This window comes from Paraconexibacter algicola (assembly GCF_003044185.1).
GTDB lineage: Bacteria > Actinomycetota > Thermoleophilia > Solirubrobacterales > Solirubrobacteraceae > Paraconexibacter > Paraconexibacter algicola.
The window spans coordinates 2,051,769-2,074,395 of sequence record NZ_PYYB01000001.1 but is presented as its reverse complement, the minus strand read 5'-3'; the positions used below and the strand labels follow the sequence as shown (position 1 = coordinate 2,074,395).

The 22,627-nt window shown below is 71.7% G+C and carries 19 protein-coding genes; 7 read left to right on the top strand and 12 right to left on the bottom strand.

Features of this window, described 5'->3' with window-relative positions; translation table 11 throughout:
• Positions 1–13: 13 nt before the first annotated feature.
• Complete coding sequence (locus C7Y72_RS23735) at positions 14–898, bottom strand: MerR family transcriptional regulator (protein ID WP_199223900.1); 885 nt, start codon at positions 896–898, stop codon at positions 14–16.
• Positions 899–1,204: 306 nt separating this feature from the next.
• Here C7Y72_RS23735 and C7Y72_RS09775 point away from each other — a divergent pair, with 306 nt between their 5' ends.
• On the top strand, positions 1,205–1,963 hold the full coding sequence (locus tag C7Y72_RS09775) for a glycosyltransferase (RefSeq protein WP_107568559.1): 759 nt from the start codon (positions 1,205–1,207) through the stop codon (positions 1,961–1,963).
• On the opposite strand, the gene C7Y72_RS09770 is transcribed toward C7Y72_RS09775, so the two are convergent.
• The 3 genes from C7Y72_RS09770 to C7Y72_RS09760 form a co-directional block, all read right to left on the bottom strand.
• Positions 1,960–2,277 carry an STAS domain-containing protein gene (locus tag C7Y72_RS09770; RefSeq protein WP_107568558.1) on the bottom strand — a complete coding sequence of 106 codons (318 nt, stop codon included), beginning with the start codon at positions 2,275–2,277 and terminating at the stop codon, positions 1,960–1,962. The genes C7Y72_RS09775 and C7Y72_RS09770 overlap by 4 nt on opposite strands.
• 83 nt (positions 2,278–2,360) lie before the next feature.
• The gene (locus C7Y72_RS09765; RefSeq protein WP_158276763.1) at positions 2,361–3,326 is read right to left on the bottom strand and encodes a COX15/CtaA family protein; all 966 of its coding nucleotides are present in this window, start codon (positions 3,324–3,326) and stop codon (positions 2,361–2,363) included.
• A 21-nt stretch (positions 3,327–3,347) separates the two neighbouring features.
• Entirely contained in the window at positions 3,348–4,766 is a 1,419-nt protein-coding gene (locus tag C7Y72_RS09760) for a DHA2 family efflux MFS transporter permease subunit (RefSeq protein ID WP_107568556.1), read from the bottom strand.
• 34 nt (positions 4,767–4,800) lie between these two features.
• Here C7Y72_RS09760 and C7Y72_RS09755 point away from each other — a divergent pair, with 34 nt between their 5' ends.
• Genes C7Y72_RS09755 through C7Y72_RS24135 form a run of 3 tightly spaced genes read left to right on the top strand, consistent with a single transcriptional unit; the run spans position 4,801 to position 8,530 of the window.
• Entirely contained in the window at positions 4,801–5,676 is an 876-nt protein-coding gene (locus C7Y72_RS09755) for a beta-keto acid cleavage family enzyme (protein WP_199223899.1), read from the top strand.
• On the top strand, positions 5,673–7,811 hold the full coding sequence (locus tag C7Y72_RS09750) for a sulfotransferase (RefSeq protein ID WP_107568555.1): 2,139 nt from the start codon (positions 5,673–5,675) through the stop codon (positions 7,809–7,811). Before C7Y72_RS09755 ends, C7Y72_RS09750 begins: the two co-directional genes overlap by 4 nt.
• Positions 7,808–8,530, top strand: a complete 723-nt coding sequence (locus C7Y72_RS24135; RefSeq protein WP_107568554.1) for a DapH/DapD/GlmU-related protein — start codon at positions 7,808–7,810, stop codon at positions 8,528–8,530. The genes C7Y72_RS09750 and C7Y72_RS24135 overlap by 4 nt, the downstream gene beginning before the upstream one ends.
• Here the strand turns inward: C7Y72_RS24135 and C7Y72_RS09740 are convergent.
• The 6 genes from C7Y72_RS09740 to C7Y72_RS09715 are packed head-to-tail and all read right to left on the bottom strand — an operon-like array spanning position 8,524 to position 15,887.
• Positions 8,524–9,438, bottom strand: coding sequence for a GNAT family N-acetyltransferase (locus tag C7Y72_RS09740; protein WP_158276762.1), 915 nt, complete (start codon positions 9,436–9,438; stop codon positions 8,524–8,526). The genes C7Y72_RS24135 and C7Y72_RS09740 overlap by 7 nt on opposite strands.
• The gene (locus C7Y72_RS09735; protein WP_199223898.1) at positions 9,435–10,166 is read right to left on the bottom strand and encodes a glycosyltransferase family 2 protein; all 732 of its coding nucleotides are present in this window, start codon (positions 10,164–10,166) and stop codon (positions 9,435–9,437) included. The genes C7Y72_RS09740 and C7Y72_RS09735 overlap by 4 nt, the downstream gene beginning before the upstream one ends.
• A 32-nt stretch (positions 10,167–10,198) precedes the next feature.
• On the bottom strand, positions 10,199–10,558 hold the full coding sequence (locus C7Y72_RS09730; protein ID WP_107568553.1) for a DUF2304 family protein: 360 nt from the start codon (positions 10,556–10,558) through the stop codon (positions 10,199–10,201).
• Positions 10,555–11,565, bottom strand: a complete 1,011-nt coding sequence (locus tag C7Y72_RS09725; RefSeq protein ID WP_233243873.1) for a lysylphosphatidylglycerol synthase transmembrane domain-containing protein — start codon at positions 11,563–11,565, stop codon at positions 10,555–10,557. The genes C7Y72_RS09730 and C7Y72_RS09725 overlap by 4 nt, the downstream gene beginning before the upstream one ends.
• On the bottom strand, positions 11,514–12,347 hold the full coding sequence (locus C7Y72_RS09720) for a polysaccharide deacetylase family protein (protein ID WP_107568551.1): 834 nt from the start codon (positions 12,345–12,347) through the stop codon (positions 11,514–11,516). Before C7Y72_RS09720 ends, C7Y72_RS09725 begins: the two co-directional genes overlap by 52 nt.
• Positions 12,348–12,353: 6 nt before the next feature.
• The gene (locus tag C7Y72_RS09715) at positions 12,354–15,887 is read right to left on the bottom strand and encodes a methyltransferase domain-containing protein (protein WP_107568550.1); all 3,534 of its coding nucleotides are present in this window, start codon (positions 15,885–15,887) and stop codon (positions 12,354–12,356) included.
• Positions 15,888–16,197: 310 nt separating this feature from the next.
• Between C7Y72_RS09715 and C7Y72_RS09705 the strand changes: the two genes are divergently transcribed.
• Positions 16,198–17,040, top strand: coding sequence for a methyltransferase domain-containing protein (locus C7Y72_RS09705; protein WP_107568548.1), 843 nt, complete (start codon positions 16,198–16,200; stop codon positions 17,038–17,040).
• A 9-nt stretch (positions 17,041–17,049) separates the two neighbouring features.
• On the opposite strand, the gene C7Y72_RS09700 is transcribed toward C7Y72_RS09705, so the two are convergent.
• Entirely contained in the window at positions 17,050–18,192 is a 1,143-nt protein-coding gene (locus C7Y72_RS09700) for an alginate O-acetyltransferase AlgX-related protein (RefSeq protein WP_146175317.1), read from the bottom strand.
• 29 nt (positions 18,193–18,221) lie between these two features.
• Positions 18,222–20,486, bottom strand: coding sequence for a hypothetical protein (locus C7Y72_RS09695; RefSeq protein WP_107568546.1), 2,265 nt, complete (start codon positions 20,484–20,486; stop codon positions 18,222–18,224).
• 81 nt (positions 20,487–20,567) lie between these two features.
• On the opposite strand from C7Y72_RS09695, the gene C7Y72_RS09690 reads away from it, so the two are divergent.
• Complete coding sequence (locus tag C7Y72_RS09690; RefSeq protein WP_107568545.1) at positions 20,568–21,824, top strand: ABC transporter ATP-binding protein; 1,257 nt, start codon at positions 20,568–20,570, stop codon at positions 21,822–21,824.
• Entirely contained in the window at positions 21,821–22,624 is an 804-nt protein-coding gene (locus C7Y72_RS09685; RefSeq protein ID WP_107568544.1) for an ABC transporter permease, read from the top strand. Before C7Y72_RS09690 ends, C7Y72_RS09685 begins: the two co-directional genes overlap by 4 nt.
• Positions 22,625–22,627: the final 3 nt, after the last annotated feature.

Below are 22,627 nucleotides of genomic sequence, written 5' to 3'. Positions count from 1 at the left end.
GAACGGCTCCCGGTCAGGCGACCGCGGCGTCCCCCGGTGACGTCGCGGTCGGCGGCCCCGGCAGCGCCGCGAGCGCCTGGGCCGCCGCCGCCGTCCCGGGCGGCAGCCGGACCACGTCGAGGTCCGCGTCCAGCACCGCCCCGTGCGTCAGGCACAGGGCGGGCGGGCGCGCCGCCGACGCGAGGCGCTCCGCGATCGCCGTGAGGCGGCCGCGGTCGCGTCCGCCGAGGACGACCGCCCGGGCCTGCGTGATGCGCACCGCGCGCGCCCAGCCCTCCGGCCCCGTCGCCACGGTCAGCACGAGCGGCTGCAGCCCGACCCGGCGCACCGCCAGGGCCAGCACCGCCGAGGTGGCGACCGCGACCGTCGCCGGGGCGCCCTCCTGCACGAGCACCCGCGGCGCGTCCGGGCGCACCGGCGGCTGGAGCCGCGCGACGAGCTCGCACCAGCGGCGGACCACCCGCCCGGCGTGCTCGAGCTCCGCCGATCCGTCCTCGAGCGCCTCGACCGCCGGCACCACCAGCTCGTCGAGCGTCGCCTCCACCCCGCGCAGCACGCTCTGGCGCTCGAGCTGGTCGATGATCGCGTCGTCGGCGAACCGTCGCAGCGCCGCGGTCAGCACCTGGCGGGCCGGCGTGGTGCTCGCCATCGCGCGGGTGCGGGCGACCGCGGCCCGGATGTCCCCGGTCTCCTGGAGGCCGACGGCCAGCGCCTCGAGCTCCCCGAGGTCGTAGACGCGGTGCCCGCCGGGGCTGCGCCGCGCGACCGGGACGCCGAAGCGCCGCTCCCAGGAGCGCAGCGTGTTCGGGCTCACCCCGAGGACGCGGGCGGCGACGGTCGTCCGCGCGGTCTCGCTCGGTCGACGGTCGGTGCCGTCGCCGGTCCTGCTGCTGTCCATGCCTGCCCCCAAGCACTGACGGTGGTCGTCTTCCCGGTCAACGGTACCGCGGAGTTTGCGGGGTCGGGGCCGAACGATCCTTGCGTCCGCGGGCCGCCCTACGTTTCATCGCGCACGAGGGTGTCGTCCATGGCCAGGCCCATGCACATCTACGCAAGCGCCTTCTCTCGCCGAGAGCGGTCTCGTCGCGCCTGGAGACGGCGCCGCACCGCGATGATCCCGGTTGTCCTCGGAGGGCTCACCGGAGCGCTGCTCCTCGCGGCCGTCCAGCTGGCGCCGTCGATCGTCGGCGCGGTCCTCTAGGGCGTGCGCCCGGCGGACCCCGCCCGGGCGACCATCGTCATCCCCTGCTTCGACGAGGCGCGACGGCTGCCCCGCGACGGCGTCCTCGCGCTTGCCCACAGCGCGGACGTCCTGCTCGTGGACAGCGGCAGCACCGACGGCACCCCGGCGCTGCTCGCCGAGCTGGCCGCCGACAGCCCGCACGTCCGCGCGCTGACGCTCGCGCGCAACCGCGGGAAGGGCGAGGCGGTCCGCCACGGGCTGCTCGCCGCACTCGACACGGGCGCGCAGCGGCTCGCCTACTTCGACGCGGACTTCGCCACCCCCGGGGAGGAGATGCTGCGCCTGCTCGACCTGCTGGACCGCAGCCCGGACACCTCGGTGCTGCTGGCCTCGCGCGTCGCGCTGCTCGGCCGCGACATCCGCCGCTCCGCCAGCCGCCACTACCTCGGGCGGGTGTACGCGACGGTCGCGTCGCTCGCGCTCGACCTGCCGGTCTACGACACGCAGTGCGGCGCCAAGGCGCTGCGCCGCACCCCGGCGCTCGAGGCGGCGCTCGCCCGGCCGTTCCGCACCCGCTGGGCGTTCGACGTCGAGCTGCTCGGGCGGCTGCTGGCGACGCCGGGGTTCCGCAGCGAGGAGATCGTCGAGGAGCCGCTGCGCGCGTGGGCCGACGTGGCCGGCGGCCGGCTCATCCCGTGGGAGATGGCGCGCGCGCTCGGCGAGATCCTCGCGCTCTGGCGGGCGCTGGCACAGGACCGCGCGCGGGGCTGGTCGTCCTAGACGGCGAGCCCGAAGGCGGGCAGCAGCCCGAGCAGGTCGAGCACGCGGTGCGCCGGGCCCTCGGGGCAGACGAGGTCGAACGACGCGCCGGCGTCGACCGACTCGCGCCGGGCGCGCAGCAGCACGCCGACCGCGGTCGAATCCAGGAAGCTCAGCTCCGTGAGGTCGACCTGGAGGTGCTCCTCCCCCGCCTCCACGAGCTCGCGCACGCGATCGCCGACCGGCGGCGCCGTCGAGAGATCGGCCTCGCCGCGCAGGGCGAGGACCACGGTGTCGCCGTCATGGCGCTCGGTCAACGTCAGGAGGTCGTTCATCCGGTCCCGGCTGCACCAACGCGCGAACCGTGGAGAAGTTCGCCCGTCACCCGGAAAGTGGCGCGCAAACGCTCCCTATGGGTTCAGGCGGTCTGGCCGACCATCTCGCGCGCAGCGGGCGCGCGCTCCGGCAGGCGGCCGGCCGCGGCACGGCCGTGCACGAATCCCACCCAGGTGAGCGTCGCGAGCGCGACGTGGACCCAGACGAGCTCGGCCGGCAGCTCGAGCCGGTACTGCACGATGCCCAACACGCCCTGCGCGGCCATCAACGCGAGCGTGAGCAGCAGCGTCGTGCGCAGCTCCTGCGAGCCGTGCGTGCGGGCGCGGAACCACGCGGCGATCGTCAGCAGCCCGAGCACGGTCACGACGACGCCGTGCACGTGGATGATGAGCCGCAGCGTGTCGTCGCCGAACCAGTCGAAGCGGCCGACGAACTCCCCGGTGCCCGAGGCTCCAGCGTGCGGGCCGGCCGCCGTCGAGATGGTCCCCAGCGCGATCGCGACGAACGCCATCACGTATAGGACGCGCATCCCGATCACGAGCGTGCGGTCGGTGCCCGCGGCCCGGACCTCCTCCGGCGAGCGCGACGAGCGCCACCACAGGTCGAACGCCCAGATCAGCAGGACCATCGAGACGAGGTAGTGGGTCATGACCCAGCCCGGCGCGAGCTGGAACAGGACCGACAGGCCGCCGATGACCGCCTGCAGCACCACGCCGAGCGGGAGCGACAGCGCCAGGTACTTCAGGTCCGGGCGGGCGGGCTTCACGAGGAACACGCCCAGCCAGGCGGCGACCGTCCCGGCGGACACCACGAACGTCAGCAGCCGGTTGCCGAACTCGATCACGCCGTGCGTGTCGAGCGACGAGTGGACCGAGGTCTCCGTGCACTTCGGCCACGTCGGGCAGCCCAGGCCGGAGCCGGTGAGCCGCACCGCCGCGCCGGTGAACACGATGAGCGACAGCAGCACGAGGGCCGCGAACGCGATCTTCGTGTAGCGCTCGGGCGTGATCGGATGGCGTTCCTGGAAGGCGAGAAGACGGTCGCGCACGACCACGGATTGTGCCGGACCTCAGCGCGCGGCGGCGCCCGGCCGCAGCGCCAGCAGGGCGGTCAGCGCGCCCAGCACCAGCAACGCGGCGCTCACCACCATCCCCGCGTGGAAGGCGTCGAGCGCGTCGGCGGGCGCCGCGTCCCCGAAGGTCGCCGCTCCGAGCCGGCCCGACACGACCGCACCGACGCCCGCGATCGCGAGCAGTCCCGCGACCCGCGCGATCGCGTTGTTCACCCCGCTGGCGACCCCGGCGTGCCGGTCGTCGACCGCCCCGAGGACCGCCGCCGTCAGCGGCGCGACGGTCATCGACAGCCCGAGGCCGAAGACGAGGACCGCGGGCAGCACGTCCGCCAGGTAGTCGCCGCGCTCGTCGACCCGCAGGTAGAGGAGCATCCCCACGGCCATGATCGCCGGGCCCGCCGTCATCAGCAGCCGCGCGCCGACCCGCTCCGCGAGCGCCCCCCAGCGACGCGACAACGTCACCATCATCAGCGTCACGGGCGTCAGGGCGAGTCCGCCCTCCACCGCGTCGTAGCCCGCCACCTGCTGCAGGAACAACGCGACGAAGAACGTCGCCGCCCCGAGGCCGGCGTACACCGTCAGCGTCGTGGCGTTCGCGGCGGCGAAGCCCCGCTCGGCGAACAGCGACAGCGGCAGCATCGGGTTCGGCGTGCGCCGCTCGTACGCCACGAACCCGGCGAGCAGCGCGACCCCGAGCCCGAGCGGCGCCCACACCAGCGGGTCGCCCCAGCCGTGCACCGGCTGCTCGATCATCCCCAGCACCACCCCGCCAAGACCGAGCGCGGCGAGCGCCGAGCCGACCACGTCGACGTGCCGACCGTCCGTCGTGCGCGGGGCCAGCGCCGGGACGTGCCGCAACGTCAGCCACAGCGTGACCGCCACCACCGGCACGTTGATGGCGAAGATCAGCCGCCAGGACACCGCGTCGACCAGCAGGCCGCCGAGCGGCGGACCGAGCGCGATCGCGCCACTCGTCCACGCCGTCCACGACCCGATCGCCGCACCGCGCTCGTGCGGGTCCGGATGGATCTCGGTGAGGATCGCCAGCGTGCTCGGCACCAGCAGCGCCCCCGCCACGCCCTGCAGCGCGCGGGCGGCGACCAGCGTCTCCACCGTCGGCGCGATCGCGCACAGGACGCTCGTGACGCCGAACCCGCCGATGCCGAGCGCGAAGACGCGCCGTCGGCCGAACAGGTCGCCCAGCGAGCCGCCGGTGAGGATGAGCGCGCTCAACGTCAGCAGATACGACTCCACGACCCACTGCTGCCCGGCGAGCGACGCGTCGAGATCCTCCTGCAACGCGGGCAGCGCGACGTTCACCACCGTCGAGTCCACGAACACGACCGCCGAGCCGAGGATGCACGCGATCAACGCCCAGCGCTTGGCGGCAGCGTCGACCACGGGTGTCGCGTGCATGCCGCGCACGGTACCGGGCACGTAGGCTCCGAAGGTGTCGCCGTTTCCCGCGTATCCGCTCACGCCGTTTCCGCCGCTGGTGGTCAACGCCGCTCTGACCGGAATGACCCCCACGCGCGAGCGTGTCCCGCACGTCCCGTTGGACGCCGGGGAGATCGCGGACGACGCCACTCGCTGCTTCGAGGCCGGCGCGCGGATCATGCACCTGCACGCCCGCGACGGCGACGGCCGACCGACGTGGCGGCGCGCGGCGTACGGCGACCTCATCGGCGAGATCCGGGAGCGTTGTCCGGGCGTCATCGTCTGCGCGACCACCAGCGGACGAGCCGACCCGGATCTCGACCACCGCACCGACGTGCTGAACCTCGAGGGCGAGCAGCGGCCCGACATGGCGAGCCTGACGCTCGGCTCGGTGAACTTCCCCTCCGGGCCCTCGACGACGTCGATCGTCCACGTCGAGGAACTCGTCCGTCGGATGCGCGACGCCGGGGTGCGTCCCGAACTCGAGATCTTCGACTTGGGGCACGCGCACCTTGCCCATCGCTTGATCGACAAGGGCCTGCTGGAACCACCGCTGTACGCGAACCTCATGCTCGGCTTCCCGAACGCGGCGCCAGCCGATGCCCGTTCCCTCACGGCGCTCGTCGACGCACTGCCGAGTGGCACCTCCTGGGCGGCGGCCGGCTTCGGCGCCTTCCAGGACATCACGACCGCGCTGGCCGTCGCGATGGGCGGGCACGTCCGCACAGGCCTGGAGGACAACCCGTTCCTCGACCACAGCACGCGTGAGCCGGCGACGAACGACGCCCTCGTGAAGCGAGCGATCGCGCACGCGCAGGTCCTCCGGCGCCCGATCGCGGATCCTGAGCAGGCCCAGATGACGGTCGGCCTCCTCCAGACCGCACGATGAGGCTCGTTCTCGCCACCGAGGCGCTTGAGGGGCTGGGTGGGAGCGAGACCTACGCGCTCACCGTGGCCGACGCCTTGCAGCGTCTCGGCCACGACGTCGTGCTCTACTCGCCGAGACACGGCGAGGCGGCCCGTCGCGCCTACGACCTCGGCGTCCGAGTTGCCGCCAGCACGGCCGATCTCCCCGACGGACTTGACGCGGCGCTCGTCCAGGACGGAGCGGTCGCCGCCGACCTCGCCGCGGCACGCGGCGAAGTCCCGCAGGTGTTCGTGGCCCACAGTGACGTCTTCGACCACCAGCTCCCACTGCAGGTGCCAGGCCTGACGCAGGTGATCGTCGCACTGTACGACCGAGTGGAGGAACGCGTCAGGGCGCTCGCCGAACCGGTCGAGATCGTTCGCTTGCGCCAGCCCGTGGACGTGACCCGGTTCGCGCCGTTGCGACCGCTTCCGCAGCGCCCGCGGGTCGCGCTGGCGCTCGGCAACTACGTGCGTGGGCCGCGCCTGGACGTGCTGCGAGAGGCCTGCGCCCGAAACGGCATCGAGCTGCAGACTGCAGGCGTGCACGCGAAGGACGGGCCGACAGCAAGCCCTGAGCTGCGCTACGCGGCCGCCGACATCGTCTTCGGCAAGGCACGGGTCGTCGTCGAGGCGATGGCCTGCGGCCGCGCCGTCTTCGTCTACGACCACAACGGCGCGGACGGCTGGGTGACCCCGGAACGCTACGACGACATGGTGGCGGACAACTTCGGCGGACAGCAGGGCCCGGCGGTCGACCACCCGGACCGCCTGGCGGAGCAGATCGGCGGCTACCAGGCGCGGATGGGACTCGCCAACCGCGACCTGGCGGTCACGCACCACTCCGCCTCGCGGCATGCAGCGAGGCTCGTCGAGGTCGTCCGACGCCTCGCTCCGCGTCCGGTGCCCCGGGCTCCGCTCGACGAGCTGGCTCGACTGGTGCGCCTAGCCGCGCGGCAGGACCTCCGCCAGTTCGCGCTGCAGGCAGAGATCGAGCGTCTGAGCATCGTGCTCGCGGACGCTGCCGACGACCGACACGCGCTGCGCGAGGCATTCGCGGCCCACGAGAAGGAGGCGCTGAGCCAGCAGGATCACGCGCGCAGGCTCCAGGCGGAGGTGGACGCGTTGCGCGCGGAGCTCGCGGCGCACGCCGAGGCCCCGGCGCCCAGGCGCCGGGGGCTACGGCGGCGGGCCGACCAGACAGCAGGAGGACTCGTCCCGCCGCCGGGCGAACCGCCCGTACCGTTCATCGTCGGCGTGCCGCGGTCCGGGACGACGCTTCTGCGCATGCAGCTTGACGCGCACCCCGATCTCGCGATCGGCCCGGAGACGGGAATCGCGTTCCCCCTGAACTACCTGCGTTCGATCGACGCGGACGCTCGCGAGACCGGGGAAGCGATCATCTCGCTCGGAACGTTCCCAGATCTGCGCCTCACGCCGGACGAGGTCCGGACCGCACTGAGCGGCCTGCCGAGCTGGTCTCTGGCTTCCGGCATCCGCACCGTGTTCGCCATGTATGCCGCGCGACAGGGCAAGCCGCGCTGGGGCGAGAAGACGCCGCGGCACGCGGCCCATGCAACCGAGATCGCGGCGCTCCTTCCCGAAGCGCACATCGTGCACGTCATCCGAGACGGGCGCGGCGTGCTCGCCAGTGTCCGGGACCTGCCGTTCGCTCCAGGCGATGGGTCCGTGGAGGCCGTCGCGCGCGACTGGGAGACGACGATCCGCGATCTGCGGGCGCACGTGGCTGCCGGCAACGTCCCGCACTATCGCGAGGTCCGGTACGAGGACATGCTCATGAACACCGAGCGGGTGCTCCGCGACCTCTGCGGCTGGCTGCGCTTGTCGTTCGACCCGGCGATGCTCCGCGCTCACGAACGCGCGCGGGCGCGCTTCGACGATCTCGCCGAGGCCCCGGACGGCCGCCCGCAGCACTCCCGAGAAGCCCGTTGGTCGATCCACACGATGCTCGCCGAGCCGCCCGATCCGTCCCGCGACGCGCGCTGGCGCACCCTGCTGACCCCGCAGGACGTCGGGCGGTTCGAAGCAGTCGCCGGCGACCTGCTCGTGGAACTCGGCTACGACCTGACCGCGCCGATCTCATCGGGGGACCGATGACCCGACCGTTCGAGCTGCAGCCCGACCCGCGTGGCCCCGGCCTCTGGGCCGCTCCGGGTGTGCGAATCGCCGACGATGTCACCTTCGGCGTCGGCGTCGTGCTGCACGCCGGTGTCGAGCTCGGGCCGGGTGTCGTCGTGCACGACGGCGCGGTCCTCGGCCGGCGGGCGTCGCTGAGCGCGCGCTCCAGCGCACCCCGCGAGGACCCGGGTGCGCTGATCGTCGAAGCCGGCGCTGTGATCTGCGCCGGTGCGGTCGTCTACGCAGGGGCGGCGATCGGCGCGGGGGCAATCGTCGGCGACCAGGCGAACGTCCGGGATCGTGCCGTGCTCGGGCCCGAGTCCGTCCTGGGCAGGGGTAGCGCGTTGGGCGTCCACGCGCGAGTCGGCGCTCGGGTGCGCATCCAGTCGCACTCATGGATCACCGGCTGGACGACGGTGGAAGACGACGTGTTCGTCGGTCCTGGGGTTGTCACGATGAACGACGACACCATGGCCCGACTCGCCCCCGGCCAGCCCTTGGTCGGGCCGACGCTGCGGCGGGGCTGCCGCGTGGGCGGCGGAGCTCTGCTGACTCCCGGGGTGGTCGTGGGCGAGGAGGCGTTCGTCGCAGCGGGGGCGGTGGTCGCGGCTGACGTGCCGGCGCGGGCCATCGTGATGGGCATCCCGGGACGGGTCCGCGGCACCGTCATGGATGAGGATCTGCTCGAAGGTCAGTAGGCGTCGAAGTCCAGCAGTTCGAACGTGCCCAGCGATGCTGGTGCGATCGTCCCGTCCGGGAGCGCCCGGACGATGAAGTTCAGGGGTGACGGCCTCAGGCGATCCGGCAGTCGCAGATTCCGTAGTGGCAGCGCCGGGGCAACGCCGACGTGGAGACCCAACGGCGCGCGGTGATGACGGCAGATGCCGTTGACGAGCCGTCGCGCCTCGCGGGGCGAGAGCAGGTCGTCGGCAAGCACCTTCAGGACCACGGCGACCGGAACACCGTGAGTCCGTTGCACCGTGCTGACGGCCAGGACTCCTGGGAGCCGGTGCAAGCTGTAGCGCGCGCCCGGACGGGCCAGACGCCAGAGAAGGGCATCGACGGTCCATCGACGCGTGATGCCAGAACCCCTTGGGGCGACGGCGAGGCGCCGCGCGAGCTCCTCGCGCAGCGCCGGGTCCGCCAGCAGTGCCTGATCGACGCGGGTGCCGGACACCCCCCGCCCCGGACCGGTCGGCAGATGGACGCGCGCGGGCAGCGGCCCGAGGGAGGTGAAGTCCAGGCGCCGGGTGAAGCCAGGAGTCGAGTTGGCGTTCGCCACCCCGACGACGAGTTCGACACCCCGGTCGACCGCGAGGCCCAAGGTGTCCTGCGCCAACCGGGTGAAAACGCCTCCCCCGCGCGCCCGGTGATGGACCGCGGTGTTCAACGAGACGGCTCCGGCGACCGGCGCGCCATCGACCGTGAGCGGGACGGGAACAAGCGCGTAGTGGGCCGCCCGGCCCAGAGCGTCGTCAAGGTTGGTCTCGATCACCGGCCCGTCGGGCGCCTCGCGGTACAGCCATCTCAGGTACGAGACGTCCCCGACACCGCTTTCGGGAAAGGTCGCGGCAAGCAGCTCGGCGGTCGCCTCCAGGTCGCTCACGGCTTGCCTCCATGGTCGCTGGGGAGCGCGGGCGGCTGCCGCCGCCGACGCCCGTGCATGAGCTCGATGGCGGCAAGCACGCGCACGATGTACCAGATGCTCGCCAGCACCCCGGCGCTCCCCGTCCCGTGCTCCCGCTGACTCATCCCCACGGGGCGCTCGGCGATCACCGCGCCGCGGGCAGCCGCGAGCACGAGAGCCTCGACGGTGTCCCCCAGATACTCCACGGGGTAGTCGTCGGCGAAGTCGTCCAGCAGTGGGCGGCGGATCGCCCGGAAGCCAGACGTGACATCGGTCAACGGCTGCCCGGCGGCACGGGAGACCCGCCGGGCCAGGACGCGCATCGCGAAGCGTCGGCCTCCCGTGACGTCGAAGTGCTCCGAGCCCTCGGCGAATCGCGACCCGACGACGATGTCCGCGCCGGACGCGACCATCGTCTCGAGCAGCGCCGCGACCCGACCAGGATCGTGCTGCCCGTCCGCGTCGACCTGCACGACGACGTCGTACCCGCCGTCGAGCGCCCGGCGGAAGCCGCACCGCAGCGCGCCCCCGACGCCGAGGTTGAGCGGCAATCGCACCACGTCGGCCCCGGCCATCGCTGCCTCCTGCGCGGTGCGGTCGGCCGAGCCGTCGTCGACGACGCAGACGTCGTATCCCGCCTCACGCGCTCGGGTGACCACGGCGGCGACGGAGCGCTCCTCGTTGTACGCCGGCATGAGGATGAGCACTCGGCCGAGAGGGCGAGGGATGGCGTCTGCGCTCACCGGGCTTCCTCGTTCTCGCGCTCCAGCAGCCGCAGCCGGTGCTCCACGAGCGCGGCGTGCTCGGTCAGGTCCTGCACGCTGCGATGCACTCCCGAGAGCGAGATCGACAGCTGCAAGCAGACCAGGCCGAGGAAGATGATGACGATCCCGAGGGAGAAGCCGGTGGCGGTGAAGCCGAGTGTGCTGACCTCCCCCGAGAGCACGTCCAGGAGCGGCGCACCTAGCAGTCCGAGCAGCGAGACCGCTATCCAGCCCAACCCGTAGCGGATCGACAGCAGGCGCAGGCGGACCAGCACCACGGTCGACGACAGGAGGCCGAGCGCGCCGATCATCGAGACGATCGCCTGGACGCTCACGTGGCCGTCTCCAGGGCTGGGGTCGTGCCATGGCGGGCGAGGAGGTAGGCCCCGGGGAGACTGGCGATGAGCAGGGTCACGACGGTGAGCAGGGAGATCAGCGTTGCATCGGTGGCAGACACCCCGGACTCGCCGAGCACGACGACGTACGACGCCTCTCGGACGCCGAACCCCGCGATCGACAGCGGCACCAGCGTGGCGACGGTCATCAGGGTGATGGTCACGGCCGCGGTCGCGAACGTGAGCTCGATGTCGATGGCACGGGCGAGCGCGACGACCGAGAGTGCCACCAGTGCCTGGAAGACGAGGCTCGTGAACACCAGGGAGAGGACCAGGCGCGGGTCCGCGGTGTAGTCCAGAAGCACCTGACGGGCGCGCGCGAGCGTCGCCTGGAGACGCCGCGGGACGAACCGCGAGAGCGCTCGCGCCCGGAGCACGACGGCCAGCCCGAGAAGGCCGCCTATCCCGAACACCGCCGTCACCCACGCGAAGAAGACGCGGACGTCGTACGGCGCGGCCTGGGGATCGGCGAGCAACGCGATCCACGCGACACCGAGCAACCCGATGAGTCCACCGATTCGATCGACCACGACCGACATGGCGACCCGCGCGAGCAGCGGGCCGCGGCGGACGACGAGCAGCGCACGCGCGACGTCGCCTCCGACCGAGGTCGGCAGAAAGGTGCTGCTGAAGGTCGAGACGGCGTACACGCGGGAGACACGGCGAGTATCGAGCCGCACCCCGGCGACGGTCAGCAGATGCCACCAGCGGACCAACCCGACCGCGAGCGCCGCCACCACGAGCATGACCGCGATGAGGACCCATCCGGGCTCCCCCGCGCTCACGCGGTCGCGCATCAGCGACCAGTCCACGTTCGCCGCGACGACGGCGAGGAGCCCGAGGGTCACGAGGATCCGCGTCCAGATCGAGCCGAGGACCCGGCCGGTGAGCCGCTTCACGCCGCCACCAGGGTCGGCAGGTCGTCGCGACTCGCGAACCCCCGGCATCGCTCTCTCAGCGGCGCGCCCGGGATGCATTCCCGCAGCAAGCGCTCTACCCGGTCGAAGGTGCCGCCCCGGCGGAGATGCAGCAGGCGGCTGGTCAGCCAACTGGCCTCGGGCAGGATGTCGAACGGCTCTTCGGGATCGAAGTCGTACGGGTGGCAGTAGATCCATGGGAGCGCGTGCGCCTCACGGCCGGCGGCCGTGGCGCATCGCTCGACGAGCGGCATCGGGAGGTAGCGGAGGTAGATCCCCCCCATGAACGGGACGCAGACCCGTCCGCGTCCGGCGACGGGCACCGGAATCTCGAGCAACCCGGTCGACCAGGCGAACGGCGCTCGCGGCGCCCCCGGCCAGCCGTTGAGCGGGTTGACCGCCGGGAGGACGCTTGACGAGTAGGTGAAGCCGGCGTCGGTCAGGACCTGCACGCCCCACGCAGTTCCGGGGGTCAGCGAGAAGATCGGCGCTCGATATCCCTCGACGGCGACGCCGGCGGCGTCCTCGATCGATCCACGTCCGCGACGCAGGTCCTCGGCGAACGATCGGGCGTCCAACCGCGTGAGCGGAACGTGCTTGTAGCCGTGGAGTGCGAGCTCATGGCCTGCGTCCCGCACTCGCTGCACCATCTGCGGGTGGCTCTCCGCCAGCTCTCCGACGACGAAGAAGGTCCCCCGAACCGCACGCTCGGCGAGGAACTCGAGCACCACGTCGGTGACGTGCTCGAACCGCGGCGGACGGGAACGATCGGTCCGGGAGTCCTCGAGGTCGTAGGTGAACGTGATGCTCACGGGCGGTCAGCGCGTGGCGACGATCGCGTACTCGCCGGTCGTGTAGCGGTCGGTCTCGACGTCGCCCTCGCCGTTGGGGTGGAAGACGTAGGCGTCACGGAAGCCGGCGCTGTGGCAGAACGCGAGCAGCGCCTCCGGGAACAGCGGGTGCTGGTGGGTGATGTCCATCCAGAACGTCTTGAGCGCCGGCGGCGCGTGCGGGTTGACCGTCTCGGCGATGAACAGGCCACCAGGGCGCAGCGCTGCCGCGGCCCCCGAGATCAGCGCGAGGAGCGCGTCCGGTGGCAGGTGCTCGACGACCTGGGCGCTGAAGATGAGGCCCTGTGAGCCCGCCTCCAGCTCACGGACGTAGGCGACCGCGTCGCCGTGCACGACGTTCTCGTGGCCCTTGGCCCGACAGCGCGCGATCATGCCGGCGTCGGCGTCGACCCCGACGACCGGGACGCCGGCCTCGGCGAGCAGGTCGAGGAACTCGCCGCGTCCGCAGCCGACGTCGACCGCGGGGGCGTGGCCGGCCACCAGGTCGAGGTAGCGCCGCTGCCGCGCGGCGATGAACGGCTCGCTGCCCCGGAACAGCTCCTCGAAGGCCCGGTAGGCGTCGTCGCCGGCGGCGGACGCGTCGGCGTCCTGGTACCCCAGGACGCGGCCGACCCCGTCGACCTCCCGGGTCCCGAGAAGATCCGAGGCGGTGTAGGGGAGCGCCCGGGTTTCGTACGTCGAGCGGGCGGCGAACGCCTCGAGCGCCGTCGTGCGCGCGTGGAGGACGCCGGTGGCGCCGTCGCCGCGGACGATCTCCTGCCGCTGGCGGCGCTGCTCGGCGGCGAGCCGTGCCTCGGTGACCGCGAGGCGCTGCTCGAGCTCGGCGATGCGAGCCCGCTCGCGCGCGTCGGCGAGCTTCTCGCGTTCGAGGCTCTGCTGCAGCTGCTCGGCGATCCCGCGGTTGATGGTCTCCTGGTAGGCGGTGTACGGCTTCATCGCCCGGAGGATTGCCTTGCGCACCGCGCTGCCGCCCTTCCCCAGACGCGAGCGCCGCGCCGGGGTCGAGCCACGGGCGACGATCTCGGCGAGGTACGCGACGCGCCCCTCGTCCCCGGTCGGCCGCAGCTCGATCGGGGGCGCCTCGGGCAGCCGCGCAGCCACGCGCTCCAGCCGCGCCTCCAGCGCTTCCCCGACGGCGTGCCGGCTGTGCGCCGCGCGCAGGTCGGCAGCCGCGCGGGCGCCCCGCTCCCGGGCAGTCTCCGGGTCGGCAACGACCTCGCGCATGAGCGCGGCAGCGTGCTCGAGGTCGGGCTCGGCCCAGGTCCCGTCCGGGTCGTACGGCTCGGCACCCGGCCCGATCGGCACGAGCTCGTGGTCCACCAGATAGCTGTTCGCCGGCGACATGAAGTCGAGGTTGCCGCTGTACCCGGTGGCGATCACGGGCTTGCCGAGCAGCATCGCCTCGGCCATGGTCAGGCCGAACCCCTCGGAGCGGTGCAGCGACACGTAGCAGTCGCAGCTGGCCATCAGGCGGTTCTTCGTCTCGACGTCGACGTAGCGATCGACCAGCACGATGTCGGGCCTGTCGGCCACGGCCTCGCGGACACGCCGATGGGCGTCCGGGGCATGCTCGGCGTTGATGCACTTGAGGACGAGGTGCACGCCGTCCTCCGGACCGAAGGCGCGCGTGTACGCCTCGACGAGCCCGAGGGGGTTCTTGCGCTTCGCGATGCTGTTGTAGTCCCAGGAGAAGTAGAAGCTGAACCCGTCCGGCCAGTCCTGCTCGCCCGGCTGCAGTGGCGCGTGGTCGTTGAGCTCGACGGGCACCGGCACGTGGACGACCGGCACCGGTGACACCGCGGTGAGCGCGCGGGCGATGAACTCGGTGCCGACCCAGACCTCGTCGACGAACTGGAAGGCGTCGTGGAACCGCTCAGGGAACTCGCTGGTCTCCCACCACCACACGCCGATCGTGTAACGGTCGCGGAAGAACGCCGGGCCGGCCTCCTTGGCGAACGCGGGCAGGCCGTCCGCGTTCACGCAGACGAGGTTCACCGGATACGGCGCGTCGAGCTCCCGGCTGGCGACGTAGTCGTGACCCTGACGGCTGAGCGGCGCGTGCAGGCCGACGGCGGCGACCGGCACCCCGGCCGCGTCGAGCGCGCCGATCATCTGACGGGCGACCTCGCCGATGCCGAGCTCCGCTCGCAGGTAGCCGGCGACGTTCACCCCGAAGGCACGGGGAGTGCGCAGCTCATCGAGCCCGACCGGCTCGGGAAGGGACTCATCGGCCGCCTGCGGCGCTTCTTGGGGGCGCGTCGGGGTCACCGACTCCCGGAGGGAGCCGAACCGCGCGACGAGCGCCTCTGGCAGCAGTGCGTCGTCGAGTCCGATCTGGCCCGCACCGTGCACGACCATCCACCCGAGATAGCCCTCGAGGTCATCGCCCTGGACGTGCGGGTAGACCGCCCGGACGTCCTCCCTGGTCTGCCAGATCTGGGCGAGCAGCCGGTCGAGGACGGGCAGGTCGGGCGCGGGTTCGGCGAGCCAGCGGCGGAAGTCCTCCTCCCCCGATCGCGTGAAGAGCGACGCAGGAGCTTGCTCGAGCTCGAGCGCCAACCGGTAGAGCCGTCGCATCACGGGCACGATCCGCATGCCGGACGGCAGCTGGTCGTACTCGTAGGGCAGCGTCCGGACCTCGTGGAACCCGTCGGCGACGAGCGCCTTCCCGTACGCGTCGCAGAGGGCGGCGAGCTCATCGCTGTCAGCGATGCGCACCCGGTCCTGATGCTTGCTCAGCAACGTCGGCCGCTCGGGCGAGTAGCCGCTGTAGTGGAAGAAGCGCAGCGGCTCGCCGTTGCTCGTGAACGAGCCGTCAGCATCACGGCCGAGCGCGCGTTCCGGCAGGTTCCAGTAGGCGACGTTGTACCCCGGGTGACGGAAGATCAGGAGGTCCTCGACGAGCCCGGGGACGAAGTCGACCCAGCGCTGGTCCACGAAGAACCCGCGCTCGGGGGCGACGTGGCAGTCACGGCGCAGGCGCTCGGACCACCAATCCACGAGCAGTCGCGCGTCCGGCCGGTCGGAGAGCCCGATGAACCCGAGGTTGTAGACGCCGGCCATCAGGATGTCCTGCTCGGTCGGCTTGCGGCCGTCGCGCGGCATTCCCTGAGTCACGTGCGGGGTGAGGACGACGGCGTGCTCGCGCAGCGCCGCCTCGAGCTCGACCATGCGGGTGACCACGCGGATGTCGGGATCGAAGTACGCAATCCCTGAGCCGTCGTCGTGGTGGTCGAGCATCCACCGCAGCAGCCACGGCTTGACCGCCGTGGACAGCTCCATGACGTCGTACGCACCGCGCATCTCGTCCCAGGCGTCACCGAGGCCAATCTCGCCGGGGCGCACGAGCGCGAACGGCTCGTCAGCCGCGTCGACGTACCCGTCGACCTCGTCGATGACGAGCACGTGGCACGTGCCATCCGGGTGGTGCTCCGCGAACGACCGCGCCAGGACGCGAGCGTGGGCGAGGTAGTTCTTGGCGATGATGGTGCAGATGTCCATGGGCGTCCTTCGGGTGCCTCCGGGCTCGAGGAGGCTAGTCGGTGGGCGATCGACGCTGTCGGACGCCGTCGGTCAGCCCGTCCAAACTCGCTTCCCGGCGCTCGACTCGCGCGGCCGGGGACATCGCCGCGTCGTGTCCGTGCCCGAGCAGCAACCCGGCGCACGTCTCGACCGTCACCGCGCGAGTCGGAGCCGCCGCCTCGAGCTGCTGAGGATCGAGCATCTCCGCGAATCCTGCCACCAACGAGCTGCGACAGCGTGCGCGCGCTCGCGCGAACGCGACTGCTCGGCCGCGCGTACTCTTGACGCCGTGCCCTCGTTCCTGCGCCGCCGCGGCCCCGATTCCGATTGGGCGAGACGCTTCCCGCCACCGGATGAGGAGTGGAGCCTCGCGTACGGAGAGACGCATCGCGACCTGGTGGCCGCCGCCCTCGCGGACGAAGCGCTCGTGGCCGCGATCGCAGCCGGGTCCCCTCCTCCAGCGGGCTACGGCGGTGGCTTCGACGAGCGCGTGATCGAGTTCCCATGGCTGGCGGGTCAGCGGCCGACGGGGCGCGTCCTCGACGCCGGGTCGACGCTGAACCATGAGCATGTCCTCGACGCGCTCCTGCCCACCATGGACGAGCTGACGATCACGACGCTGGTCCCCGAGGCGCACGCCTTCTGGGAGCGCGGGATCTCCTACGTGTTCGGCGACCTGCGCGACCTCCCGTTCAGGGATGGCCGGTTCGATGTCACCGTCTCGCTGTCGACGCTCGAGCACGTAGGAATGGACACGTCGCACTACGGCAGCAATGCGGCCCGAGCGGAGGACCCGGTCGCCGAAGCGGCTCGAGCAGCCGCCGAACTGCGGCGAGTCACACGCCCCGGAGGCCGAATCCTTCTGAGCCTCCCGTTCGGTCGCGAGACGGACCACGGCTGGTTCCGCCAGTTCGACGCTGCAGCGGTCGAGACGCTGGTCGCCGCCTTCGGGCCGGTTCAGCGGCACTCCGCCGTCGTCTACCGCTACGCACTCGACGGGTGGCGCCGGTGCTCGCCCGATGACGCCGCGCAGGAGCGCTACCGCGACTTCCTCGCCGACCGCAGCCCAGTCGCGGACCGCGCACCGGCGGCGCGGGCGGTCATCTGCATCGCGCTCGAACTTCCGCTCTGAGCGTCGTTCTCACGCGCCGAAGGCGGTCTCGATCCCCAGGGCCCGCTTGCGCGCGAGGGTCTCCTCCGCGAGCGCCCGCGCGTCGACCCGCGGCCTCGGAACGCGCCCGGCGAACCGCTCGGCGCCCTGGAAGACGACGAGCTGCGCACCTGCTCGCCGCACGTACTCCGGGTCCCAGCCGAACGGGATCCAGACAAAATGCACCTCGGCGAAGACCTGCGCCAAGAAGAAGACCAGCCCCTGGTATCCGGGGCCGCTGAACGCGTAGGAGTCCCCGAAGACGACAATCGTTCGCGGATCCGGCGCGTGATCGTTCACGAGCACCTGGCGCAGTCCGATGTGCCCCCCGACGCCCATGACCTCGGCCGCGTTGTCGAACGACATTCGGGCGTTCCCAAGGGGGTCCGTGTGGCGCATGACCTCGACGACCGGTGGCGCGAATCGCCTGCCGAGGTCTCCCGCGGCGAGGTACGCCCGCGGAGTCCCCGACCACGCGTCGCGCAGGGCCGGCGCCTCCAGCGGGTCGGCCAAGAGCGACGCCAGCGCTCGATTCCCCTCGAAGGTCAGGTGCGAGTCGGTCCGCATGCACGGCTCGGCCGTCGTCGCGAGCAGCTCGTGGACCGGGTGCAGCACCGGCAGATCGGTTTCGTCCTGCAGGCGCCGAACGGGGCTGGGCCCGACGACCTCCAGCGGCTCGTGCAGCAGCTCGGGCAGGATCGAGAGCTTGTCGGGGACGACCAGGAGGACGCCGCGTGCTCCGAGCCGTTCGAGGTCCGCGAATCGCTTGGCAACCCCTGTGGCCCAGGCGTCGAGCCAGCCGTCCGGGGCGGTCCAACGGCCCGTGAACTGCGCGACGTTCGCGTTGGTTCCCCCGGTGAGGAACAGGTAACCGTCGCGACCGACGGTGGCCACCCCGTCCTCGGATTCGGCCCCTACCGGGTGGGCCCACTCGGCGAGGTCGGCATGGTGGATGTTGACCCGCGCGGGCGGCGGGGGCGGCGATTGCTCGCGGGGTGTGGCGAGCCGCAGGGCGTACTCCGGGGAGTCGACGATGACGCGCAGCAGCATCTGCAGGTCGGGTGCAGCTTCGAGCTGCGCATCGACCTCTGCGTCGGCGGGGGTACGCCCGAGCAGCTGCTCGTAGAGCGCCATTATCTCGTTGCGGAGGAGTGGACGTGCGCTCATTCCCGGAAGGAGTACCAGTCCACGAGCTTGCCGCACGCCTCGGGCAGTGGCAGCCGTGTCTCCGGGGCGACCGGGACCGCGATGACGGCACCGACCGTCGTGACGTCGGACGAGGCCGTCAGCGGCGTGTCCATCGCGGTGAAGGTCACCCCGACCGGACCTGCTCGGCGAACCCGCAGTCGCCCGATCGGGAAACGCGTCACTCCCCGGTCCAGGTTCGGCTCCAGCCGGCGGGCGAACCCGCCCGGGGAGCGGACCTCGAGCGGCCGTGGTCCGCTGTACGGCGCGACGAGGTCCCACAATCCGGCAGTCAGCTGAAGGGTGACCGTGATCTGCCCACCGGGAGGAACGGGCGGGGCTTCGACGCCGACCGCGGGCGCCCGAACGCCGGCGATCCCCGTGCGACGACTCAGGCGCAGACCCTCAGGAGTGCTGCAGTCCAAGGGAGCCGCCCCATTGCCCCCTTCGGTCGGGAGGATCTCGCGCTCGGCGATCGTGCCCGTACGCCGATAGAGCACGAAGTCGCGGGTACGTCGGATCGGGCGGAGCTGTCGGGGGACGCTGCTCGCGGTTGCATCGCGCGGCGCGATGACCCAGGTGAAGCGGTTGAGCGTCGACGCTTCGAGGCTGTCGACATCGAACGGACCCAGGGCGTCTGCGGGCTTCCCGGACCTGATCGGCAGGACCTGGAATCCGATGAACGGCGCTTCCACAGGGACCCCTGCGAGTTCCCAGCGCAGGAAGTCGTCGTTGCCGAGGAAGAGCGTCGGACGCGCGTCGAGCGTCGAACGCAGCGCGCGGAGCTGGTCAGCGTGACTCGTGCCCCCGACCTTCGCGAATCGCAGCGCGCTGGTGCTGGCGTCCGTGACGCCGACGGCCAGCACGATCGCGGCGATGGGCGCGATCAGGCGCAACCGCCCGAGCCGGCGATCGATCGCCCCATCGCCCTCGACGAGGGCCTGAGCCGCCATCAGCAGGAGCAGCGGCGACGCGATGATCAGCGCCTTGCCGGCGACGTACGGGGACTGGCTCGCATCCGAGACCGCCCAGATCGCGGCAGCCGTTGCGGCGCACGCGGGCACCATGAGCCTGCGGCGCCCGACGGCGCGCACCAGCGCCACCAGGAGCAACACGCCGACGAACGCCGCCCAGAGCCGCATCGCCCTGTCGTTCAGCGCGGAAAAGCGGAAGTCCGGGTTGTCCCAGATGCCCAGTGCCTGCCCGAAAGGCAGCGGGCCGACGAGGTTTCCGAGATCGCTGTCCTCGATCGTGGCGGCGTCGCTGCCGACGAAGTCCAGGATCCGACCGAGCTGGGGCAGCAGCACGGCGACGAGCACCCCGACCCCGATCAGCACGGCACCCAGGCCGTCACGGGCGGCGGTCAGGAGCGCGCGGAGACCTCCGCCCGCTCGCAGCACCGCCAGCGCCTCGAAGGCGAGCCAGACCGCAGCGAACGCGAGTGGCCATGCCATGCCGACGGTCGAGTAGACCGACACGGTGCCTGCCAGCACCATGGCGAACGGCACCCACCTCGCCCGGGCCCGCAAGGCAGGCGGCACGGCAAGCGCCACCGCCGCGCCGAGCACGAAGAGCGCCTGCACGAGCTCCTTGAACGCGCCCTGCCCGTAGTACGCGGCCACGAGGTACGGCATGCCCGCGACGAGGCACACGAACGGTGCGGCCCATCGACGCGGATGCTGGAGTGCCCCGAGTGCGGTCCACCCGAGCAGCAACGGGACCGCAAGGGTCAAGCCGGTGAGCGCGTGGTCGGTGCGGACGCCGAATACGTGGGCAACGGTCGTCATCAGCGCGTGCGGCCCCAGCGGGTAGCCGACCGGCTTGAGCTCCGAGAAGCGCTGAACGGCGGCGTCGCCGTACGTCTCAGCCAGCAAGAGGTGCGCGGCCGTGTCGTTGTTGAAGCTGACCCCGAGGATCCCGCCATGTCCCGCCGCGACGAACGGGACCAGCACGAGGCCGAGTACCGGGAGCGCTGCGGCGAGTCCGAGGAGCGGCGGGCGTTGCGCCGGCTCGCGGACCTGCAGGACCACGGAGGCGACGATCACGAGACCGAGCAGCAGCGCCGTCGTGTTCGCGCGCCCCGGGACATGGACCGCGATGCTGCCGAGGACCATGAGCGCACTGAGGCCGACCGGGGCCGACAGCCAGCTGAAGGACGAGGCGCCGCAGAGGCGCAGGACAGCCTGCCCCACCGTGAGCGATCCGACGACGACAAGAGCGGCGCAGAGCAGTGTGGCGGTCATCGAGGGCGAGGATATGCGCCACGAGCCGCGCCCGAACCCGCCCGACCCGCAACTCCCCGACCCCGATACCGTTCTGCTCTCGTGAGCAGCGCACCATCAACGGCTCGCGAGGCGCGCCGCAAGGAGCGGCTCGCGGCCGCCCCACCGGCTGTCGAGGTCGATCACGTCAGCAAGACGTTCCGTCTGCCCCACCAGCAGTTCCACACGCTCAAGGAGCGCGTGCTGCACCCGATGCGGTCGATGACCTACGACGAGCTGCACGCGCTGAAGGACGTCGACGTGACGATCCGGCAGGGCGAGTTCTTCGGGATCGTCGGGCGCAACGGGTCCGGCAAGAGCACGCTGCTGAAGTGCCTGGCGGGGATCTACCGGCCCGACCACGGGCGCGTGAAGCTCCACGGCCGCCTGTCCCCGTTCATCGAGCTCGGCGTCGGGTTCAACCCGGATCTGACGGCACGCGACAACGTCGTCATCAACGCGGTGATGATGGGCCTGACCCGCCGCGAGGCGCGCCGTGCGTTCGATCAGGTGGTCGAGTTCGCCGAGCTGCAGGAGTTCGTGGATCTGAAGCTCAAGAACTACTCGTCGGGCATGGCGGTCCGGCTCGGGTTCGCGACCGCGATCCAGGTCGACGCGGACGTGCTGCTCGTCGACGAGGTGCTCGCGGTCGGCGACGCGGCCTTCCAGCAGAAGTGCTTCGAGGAGTTCACGCGGCTGCGCGCGTCCGGCAAGACGATCGTGTTCGTCACGCACGACATGGCCGCCGTCGAGCGGTTCTGCGACCGGGCGATGCTGATCGAGCGCGGGGACGTGCTCGACATCGCCGGTCCGCACGAGATCGCGCAGGCGTACAACGAGCTGAACTTCGGCCGGCTCGTGCACGACACGCCGACCGAGGAGGGCCGTTACGGCGACCAGGTCGCGTGCGAGATCTCCGACGCGTGGTTCGAGGCGTTCGGCGAGCGCGTCGCGCAGATCGGGACCGGGACCGGGCTGACCGCCGCGATGCGGGTCCACTTCCATCAGGCGGTCGAGAACCCGGTGTTCGCGTTCACGCTGCGCAACGAGATCGGCCACACCGTGTTCGCGGCCTCCTCCGAGTGGAAGGGCACGGAGACCGGCAGCTACGCGGCGGGTGAGGAGGCGGTCGTGCGGATGGAGTTCCACGCGGTCCTCGCGACCTCGCTGTACAAGCTCACGCCGTCGGTCGCGCGCGCCGGGTCGGGGGCGGACACGATGGACCTCCGCGAGGACCTCGCGACCCTCTACGTGCACGCCACCCAGGACACGGGCGCGATCCTCCACCTGCCGTACTCGCTCGAGGTCGAGCGCGGATGATCTCGACGTCCGAGCTACGCCGGATCTTCAACCTCGTCTGGACGCTGGCGGTCACCGACTTCCGCCTGCGCTTCTACGGCTCGACGCTCGGCGTCCTGTGGACGCTCGTGCGGCCGTTCGCGTTCTTCGGCGTCATCTACTTCGTCTTCACGGAGATCGCCGGGCTCGACGCGAACGTCGAGAACTACGGCGTCTACATCCTGTTCGCGATGGTGCTGTTCAACTTCTTCGCCGAGGTGACGGTCACGTCGGTGCAGTGCCTGGTCGAGCGGGAGAGCCTGCTGCGGAAGATGGCTTTCGAGCCGATCGTGATCCCGTTGTCGGTGACGGCGACAGGGCTGATGAACCTCATGACGACGCTCGGGGCGGCCCTGATCTTCGCGCTCGCCAACGGCGTCTATCCGACGCTCATGTGGCTGCAGCTGATCCCGATCGTGCTGCTGCTGGCGATCTTCGCGACCGGCATCGGGATGCTGCTGAGCTCCCTGTACGTGCGGTACCGCGACGTCTTCCCGATCTGGGAGGTCATGAGCCAGATCCTCTTCTACGCGTCCGCGGTCCTGTACGTGGTGGATCCGACCGTGCCCGACAAGTACCAGCAGGCGCTGCTGTACAACCCGATCGCGTCGCTGACGACGCAGATGCGGCACGCGGTGATCGACTCCGACGCGCCGACGACCGTGTCGCTGATCGGGGGCTACGCGGAGCTGCTGATCCCACTGGGGATCATCGCGGGCGCGTTCGTGGCCGGGGCGTTCGTGTTCCGCCGGGCGAGCCCGCGGATCGCCGAGAACCTCTAGGCG